This window comes from Actinomadura montaniterrae (assembly GCF_008923365.1).
GTDB classification, from domain to species: Bacteria; Actinomycetota; Actinomycetes; order Streptosporangiales; family Streptosporangiaceae; genus Spirillospora; species Spirillospora montaniterrae.
In genome coordinates, this window is sequence record NZ_WBMR01000054.1 from 41,856 (window position 1) to 48,701 (window position 6,846).

Here is a 6,846-nt window from a genome sequence, read left to right on the forward strand (position 1 = left end):
GGCGTCCAGGAGGCCCTGGACACCGCCCCGCCGCCGACCGTGGTTCAACTCAGTAGATCGAGACGCCGAAGGCGCTCAGCGCGGCTGTGACGGGCTGGAAGAACGTCGTGCCGCCGGAGGTGCAGTTGCCGCTGCCGCCGGAGGTGAGGCCGAGCGCGCTCGACCCGGCGAACAGTGAGCCGCCGCTGTCGCCCGGCTCGGCGCACACCGTGGTGCGGATCAGGCCGCTGACGCTGCCCTCCTGGTAGTTCACCGTCTGGTTGAGGGCGGTGACGCGGCCGCTGTGCAGGCCGGTGGTGCTGCCGCTGCGGTACACGGTCTGCCCGACCGTGGCGTTCGCGGCGCCGGTGATGTCGCGGGTGCCGCTGCTGTAGAGGCTCACGGACCCCTGGGTGTCGGCGGGGGTGGAGGTGTACTGGACGAGCCCGTAGTCGTGGCCGGGGAACACGCTGCGGACGGTGCGGCCGAGCGTGCGGCCGGACGAGTCGGTCCACGTCGTGCCGATGTTGGTGCAGTGCCCGGCGGTGAGGAAGTAGTAGGTGCTGCCGCTGCGGACGTTGAAGCCGAGCGAGCAGCGGGCGCCGCTCGTGTAGATGGCCTCGCCGCCTCGGGTGAACGTGCGGAACGTCCCGGCGACGCGCTCGGTGCGGACGGCCGCGCCCTGCTTGGCGGCGGCGGCCTTCACCTTCTTCAGCGCGGCGCCCTTGACGCTGCCGTCCATGGTCAGGACGACCTGGTCGGTGGCGGGGTCCGCGGCCCAGGCGGTGCCGGGGACGGTCGCGTCGCGCTTGAGCGCGGCCATGACCTTCTTCAGGTCGGCGCCGCTGCGCGCGACGGTCTGCGGCACCGCGCCGGCGGCGCGGACGGCCCGCGCGGACGCGGCGTCGGTCACCGTGACGACCAGCCGGTCTCCCTTCAGGTAGGAGCCGGCGGTGTGCGAGCCGAGCCGCTGCGCGAGCGCCGCGCCCACGGCTTCCTGCCCGGCCGCGGTGCTCGCGGCGAACACGGTGCCGGCGGCGGACGCGGCGGACGGGGACGCCGCGTGCGCGGGGACGCCGGCGAGGGCGGTCGCCAGCAGGCCGGTCGCCGTCAGGGTGACGGCGCCGCCGACGCGTGCGTGACGGATCTTCACTGTGCCTCCAGGGGGGAGCGGGCACACCCGTGTGGTGCACCGGAGGTTCCGCACATCGTGGAAGAAGCGTCATCCGGGACGAAAGGGAAGAAAGTGCCTAAGTGCTGGTGATCGTCTTGTCACCATGGGTGCGCGCCCCCGGTCGCGGGCGGGGGAGCGGGCGCGGCTGGACGCGGAGTCCAATGGGCCTCCCCGCGCGGCGCTCCGCGTCGTATGGTCGAGGCGGCGGGGGACCGGACATATGACGCGGATCCCCCGCCCCCGGTTCCCCGGCACGGGAGTGCCCATGGGAGTCGAGATCCGGGTGGAAGGGCTGAGGAAGTCGTTCGGGCGGCAGGTCATCTGGGAGGACGTGTCGCTCACCGTCCCGGCGGGCGAGATCTCCGCGCTGCTCGGGCCGTCCGGCACCGGCAAGTCGGTGTTCCTGAAGAACCTCGTCGGGCTGCTGCGCCCCGACCGCGGCCACGTCTACGTCGGCGGCGGCGACGTCCCCCGGCTCGCCGAGGGCCGGCTGTACGAGATGCGCCGCCATTTCGGCGTGCTGTTCCAGGACGGCGCCCTGTTCGGCTCGATGAACATCTTCGACAACATCGCGTTCCCGCTGCGCGAGCACACCCGGAAGGGCGAGTCGGAGATCCGCCGGATCGTGCTGGAGAAGATGGAGATGGTGGGGCTCTCCGGCTCCGAGCACAAGCTGCCCGGCGAGATCTCCGGCGGGATGAAGAAGCGCGCCGGGCTGGCCCGCGCGCTCGTCCTCGACCCCGACATCATCCTGGCGGACGAGCCGGACTCCGGCCTGGACCCGGTCCGCACCGCCTACCTGAACCAGCTGTTCGTCGACCTCAACGCCGAGATGGGCGCGACGTTCCTGATCGTCACGCACGACATCGGCACCGCCCGCGTGCTGCCCGACAACCTCGGCCTGCTGTTCCGCCGCGGGCTGGTGATGTTCGGCCCGCGCGAGATGGTGCTGTCCAGCACGCACCCGGCGGTCAACCAGTTCTTCAACGCGCGCCGCGAGGGCCCGATCGGGATGGCCGAGGAGAAGGACCTGGCGGGCGTGGAGAGCGAGGCGCACGTCCCGCAGGCGATGCCGGGGCCGATCCCGCCGCAGCTGATGCCGAGCGACGGCAGCGTCCGGCCCGCGATGCGCCGCCCCGGCGCCTGGCTGCGGCAGCACGGCGTGACGCCGCCGCCCGGGTCGTTCATCGACGGGCAGGGGAACGACTGGCTGGCGGACTGGGACCGGCTGACCGCGGCCCGGCGCCGTCCGGAGTGACGCCCGGGACGGGCGCGACGCACGTGACACCTGACGGCGGGGACGGGAGAATGATCCGGTGACATTGCTTCTGTCCCGTTCCGAGCTGGAATCGCTGCTCGTCCCCGCCGCGTGCCTCGAGGCGCTGCGCCGCGGCTTCACCGCCGCCGAGGACGGCACGGTGCCGCGGCGCGTCGTGGCGAAAGTGCCGGGCCAGGGCACCGCCACGGCGCTGCTGCCCGGCGTGGTGGAGGACATCCCCGCCTACACGGTGAAGGTGAACGCCAAGTTCCCGGGATCGCGGCCCGCGCTGCGCGGCGTGGTGTGCCTGCACGACCTCGGCACCGGCGAGCTGCTCGCGCTGCTGGACTCGGCGACCGTCACCGCGTGGCGCACCGGCCTCGCCGCCGCGCTCGGCACGCACGCCCTGGCCCGGCCCGCCGCCGACACGGTCGCGGTCATCGGCGCGGGCGCGCAGGCCGAGCTGGTGATGCGGGGGCTGGCGGAGCTGCGGCCGGTGCGCGGGCTGACCGTCTGCGACCTGGACGCCGACCGCGCCGCCGCGTTCGCGGAGCGGCACGGCGAGCGGCTCGGCGCGCGGGCGTCGGTCGCGGCCGATCCGCGCGACGCCGTCCGGGGCGCCGGGATCGTCGTCGTGGCGACGTGGGCGCGCCGCCCGCTGCTGCACGCCGCCGACGTCGCGCCGGGCACCCACGTCACCTCGCTCGGCGCGGACGAGCCCGGGAAGGCCGAGCTGGCGGCCGACCTGCTGGAGGGCGCCCGGGTGGTGGTCGACGACGTGCCGCTCGCGGTCGAGATGGGGGTGCTCGCGGGCGCGGGCCTGGACGTCAAGCACGCGGCCGGGACGCTGCGCGACCTGCTGCTCGGCGAGGTGCCGGGCCGGGTGAAGGACGGCGAGGTGACGGTGTACGCGCCGGTCGGCCTGCCCTGGCAGGACCTCGCGCTGAGCTGGACGGCCTACCGGGCCGCCCGCGCCGCGGGGACGGGCCGGGAGACCGACTTCCTGGCGTGACCGCACCGCCCCGCGCAGCGTATTGAAACAGGTTCTAGTTCCTGTCTAGGCTGGGCGGTCACGGGCGAACGACCGGGAGGTGACGCCGGTGATCCAGGACCGGTTCCGAATCGAGGGCAGGGTCGCGGTGGTGACCGGCGCGGGCCGCGGGATCGGCGCGGCCGCCGCGGTGGCGCTCGCCCAGGCCGGCGCGGACGTGGCGATCTCCGCCCGCACCGAGGAGCAGCTGCGCAAGGTGGCCGCGGAGATCGAGGCGGCCGGCCGGCGCGCCCTGGTCGTGCCCGCCGACCTGAGCCGGCCGGACGCGGCGGCCGAGCTCGCCGCGCGCGCCGCCGAGGGCCTCGGCCGCCTCGACATCGTGGTCAACAACATGGGCGGCACGATCCCGAACGCCTTCCTGGACACCACGCCCGAATACCTCGAGAACGCGTTCCAGTTCAATGTGAGCACCGCGCACGCGCTGACCCGCGCCGCCGTCCCGCACCTCCTGGAGTCCGCCACCGCGTCCGCGCCGGGCACCGTCGTCAACATCTCCTCGGTGATGGGACGGGTCGCCGGCCGCGGCTACCTCGCCTACGGCACGGCCAAGGCCGCCCTCGCCCACTACACCCGGCTCGCCGCCACCGACCTCGCGCCGCGGATCCGCGTCAACGCGGTCGCCGTCGGCTCCGTCGCGACGTCCGCGCTCGACATCGTCATGACCAACGACGAGCTGCGCACGCAGATGGAGCGGGGCACCCCGCTCGGCCGCATCGGCGACCCCGAGGACGTCGCGGCGGCCGTGCTGTACCTCGCCTCGCCCGCGGCCGCCTACACCACCGGCACCGTACTGCGCGTCGACGGCGGCATCGACGTCCCGAACCTCGACCTCGGCCTGGAGGACCTGTGACGTACCGCGTCGTCCAGTGGAGCACCGGCAACGTCGGCCGGCACGCGATCGCGGGCATCGACGCCCGCCCCGACCTGGAACTGGCCGGGGTGTGGGTGTCCAACCCCGCCAAGATCGGCAAGGACGCCGGGGAGCTCGCCGGGCTCGGCCGCACCCTCGGCGTGACCGCGACCGGGTCGGAGGAGGAGCTGCTCGCGCTGCGCCCCGACTGCGTCGTCTACACCTCGATGGCCGACGTCCGGCTGATGGAGGCGATCGACGACCTGTGCCGCATCCTGCGCGCCGGGGTCAACGTCGTGTCCAGCAGCCCGGTGTTCCTGCAGTTCCCGGACGGCGTCGTCCCGCCGGAGATGTCCGATCCGGTGCGGGAGGCGGCGGAGGCGGGCGGCGCGTCGCTGTTCGTCAACGGCATCGACCCCGGCTTCGCCAACGACGCGCTGCCGCTCGCCGTCACCGGCATCAGCGAGCGGATCGACCAGGTCCGCTGCATGGAGATCCTCAACTACGCCACCTACGACCAGGGCACCGTCCTGTTCGACATCATGGGGTTCGGCCGGTCCCTCGACGACACGCCGATGCTGCTGCAGCCGGGCGTCCTGACGATGGCGTGGGGCAGCGTCGTCCGCCAGCTCGCCGCCGGGCTCGGCGTGGAGCTGGACGAGGTCACCGAGCACCACACCCGGCTGCCCGCCCCCGAGACCTTCGAGGTGTCCTCCGGGACGATCGAGAAGGGCACCGCCGCCGCGCTCCGCTTCGAGGTGCGCGGGATGCGCGGCGGCGAACCCGTGATCGTCCTGGAGCACGTCACGCGGCTGCGCGACGACCTCGCCCCCGACTGGCCGCAGCCCGCCGGCGCCGGCTGCTACCGGGTCGAGGTGCGCGGCGAGCCGGACTACACCGTCGACCTCCAGCTCCTCGGCGGCGACGGCGACCACAACACCGCGGGGCTGAAGGCGACCGCGATGCGGCTGGTCAACGCGGTCCCCGCGGTCGTCGCGGCGCCGCCCGGCCTGCTCACCGCGCTCGACCTGCCGCCGATCACCGGCCGCGGCCTGCTCTAGCGCGGCCTGCTCTAGCGCGGGGCCGGGGCGGCGTTCAGGACCGGGACGAGCACGTCCTCCTCCCGGTCCAGGTGCGCCTCCAGGTCGGCGGTGAGCCGGTCCACGTCGGCGGCGAGGGCCGCGCGGTCCGGCGCGCCGTCGGTGACGAGGTCGCGCAGCCGGTCCACGATCGTCTTGATCGCCTCGTGCTCCGCGCGCATCCGCGCCAGCGCCGGCGCCAGCCCGGGGTGGTCCCGCTCGACGCCGGGGAACAGCATCAGGTCCTCGCCCGCGTGGTGGTTGCCGAGCCCCTGGCACAGCACCAGGCAGTTCACGCGGAGCTGCGCGCCGAGCCCCGGACCGGACGCGGCGACCTCCGCGCGGATCCGGCGCAGCTCGTCGCGGAACGCGTCGTGCACCGCGACGAGCATGTCGCCGGGGCGCTCCGGCCCGGGCGGCGGGCCCTCGGCCGTCTGCACCAGCGCGACGACCGGCAGCGTCCGGCCCGACTTCGCCTCGTACTCGGCCCAGCCGGGGTCGCTCTCCGCGGCCCGCGCGAACGCCCGGTCGCGCTCGTCGCCCTCCAGGACGACCGCCTCCGCCTCGTACCTGAACGCGCCGCTCTCCACGGTCACGCGCGGGTTCGCGACGAGGTTGTGGAACCATGCTGGGTGCTTCGGTGAGCCGCCCGCGGACGCGATGACGAGGACGCGCCCGATGCCGTCCGGCAGGTAGCCGAGCGGCGTGGTGTGCGGGGCGCCCGTCCGCGCCCCGGTGGTGGTCAGCAGGAGCAGCCGGCCGCCCTCGAAGGGGCCGCCGACCCGGCCGCCGTTCGCGCGGAACTCCGCGATGACCTGCTCGTTGAAATCCATTCTGCGGTGGTCGTCCTCTCTGTTTCCGGGCATGGCGAATCGACTATCGAAAGGGAATGCGCGCAGGCCGTCGAACGGCATGCGAAACGGCACGCGGAACGGCGCAGGGAATAGCGCGCCGAACGGCGTGTGGAGAAAAGGGGAAGGCGTCCGCGGGCGGCGGCGCCCAGCGGGCACGCCGCTGACATCGCGCTATGCGGAGAAGGAGAAAGGAGGGGAAGGGCAGGGCGGGCCGCGCGCCCGCCTCCGGCTCACTCGGAGGCCGGGTGCCTCACTCGCTCGTGGCCCATGGCCGACCCGGCAGTCACGGAAACGAACCTACTCAAACCGCGCGCATTTCTCAAGTGCGGTTTCCCGGCCCCTTTTTCACAGTCCTTCGCGGAGGACGAGCGCGGCGGCCTGGGTGCGGCCGCTGACGTTCAGTTTCGCGAGGATGTTGGAGACGTGCACGCTCGCGGTCTTCGGGGAGATGAACAGCGCCGCCGCGATCTCCTTGTTGTTGCGTCCCTCGGCGACAAGTTTCAGCACCTCCCGCTCCCGCGCGGTCAGCGCGGCGAACGGCCCCGCCGGGGCGGGGGCGGCGGCCCGGCCGGCGCCGGTGTCCAGCCGGGCGCGGGAGCCG

7 protein-coding genes are annotated in these 6,846 nt (G+C 74.1%); 4 read left to right on the forward strand and 3 right to left on the reverse strand.

Features of this window, described 5'->3' with window-relative positions:
- Positions 1-49: 49 nt before the first annotated feature.
- Positions 50-1,132 carry a S1 family peptidase gene (locus F9B16_RS19935; RefSeq protein ID WP_151541605.1) on the reverse strand — a complete coding sequence of 361 codons (1,083 nt, stop codon included), beginning with the start codon at positions 1,130-1,132 and terminating at the stop codon, positions 50-52.
- 286 nt (positions 1,133-1,418) lie between these two features.
- Here F9B16_RS19935 and F9B16_RS19940 point away from each other — a divergent pair, with 286 nt between their 5' ends.
- The 4 genes from F9B16_RS19940 to F9B16_RS19955 all read left to right on the forward strand — a co-directional run bounded on the left by F9B16_RS19940 (position 1,419) and on the right by F9B16_RS19955 (position 5,373).
- Positions 1,419-2,411, forward strand: a complete 993-nt coding sequence (locus tag F9B16_RS19940; RefSeq protein WP_151541606.1) for an ABC transporter ATP-binding protein — start codon at positions 1,419-1,421, stop codon at positions 2,409-2,411.
- Positions 2,412-2,469: 58 nt separating this feature from the next.
- Positions 2,470-3,423, forward strand: coding sequence for an ornithine cyclodeaminase family protein (locus F9B16_RS19945; protein ID WP_151541607.1), 954 nt, complete (start codon positions 2,470-2,472; stop codon positions 3,421-3,423).
- Positions 3,424-3,502: 79 nt separating this feature from the next.
- Positions 3,503-4,312 (forward strand): SDR family oxidoreductase, encoded by an 810-nt coding sequence (locus F9B16_RS19950; protein ID WP_225991787.1) that lies wholly within the window; start codon positions 3,503-3,505, stop codon positions 4,310-4,312.
- Positions 4,309-5,373 carry an NAD(P)H-dependent amine dehydrogenase family protein gene (locus tag F9B16_RS19955; RefSeq protein WP_151541608.1) on the forward strand — a complete coding sequence of 355 codons (1,065 nt, stop codon included), beginning with the start codon at positions 4,309-4,311 and terminating at the stop codon, positions 5,371-5,373. The genes F9B16_RS19950 and F9B16_RS19955 overlap by 4 nt, the downstream gene beginning before the upstream one ends.
- An 11-nt stretch (positions 5,374-5,384) precedes the next feature.
- Here the strand turns inward: F9B16_RS19955 and F9B16_RS19960 are convergent, their stop codons facing one another.
- The gene (locus F9B16_RS19960; RefSeq protein WP_225991788.1) at positions 5,385-6,257 is read right to left on the reverse strand and encodes a nitroreductase/quinone reductase family protein; all 873 of its coding nucleotides are present in this window, start codon (positions 6,255-6,257) and stop codon (positions 5,385-5,387) included.
- A gap of 333 nt (positions 6,258-6,590) precedes the next feature.
- Positions 6,591-6,846: response regulator transcription factor (locus F9B16_RS19965; protein ID WP_225991789.1), on the reverse strand; the 256-nt coding region annotated here is incomplete at its 5' end.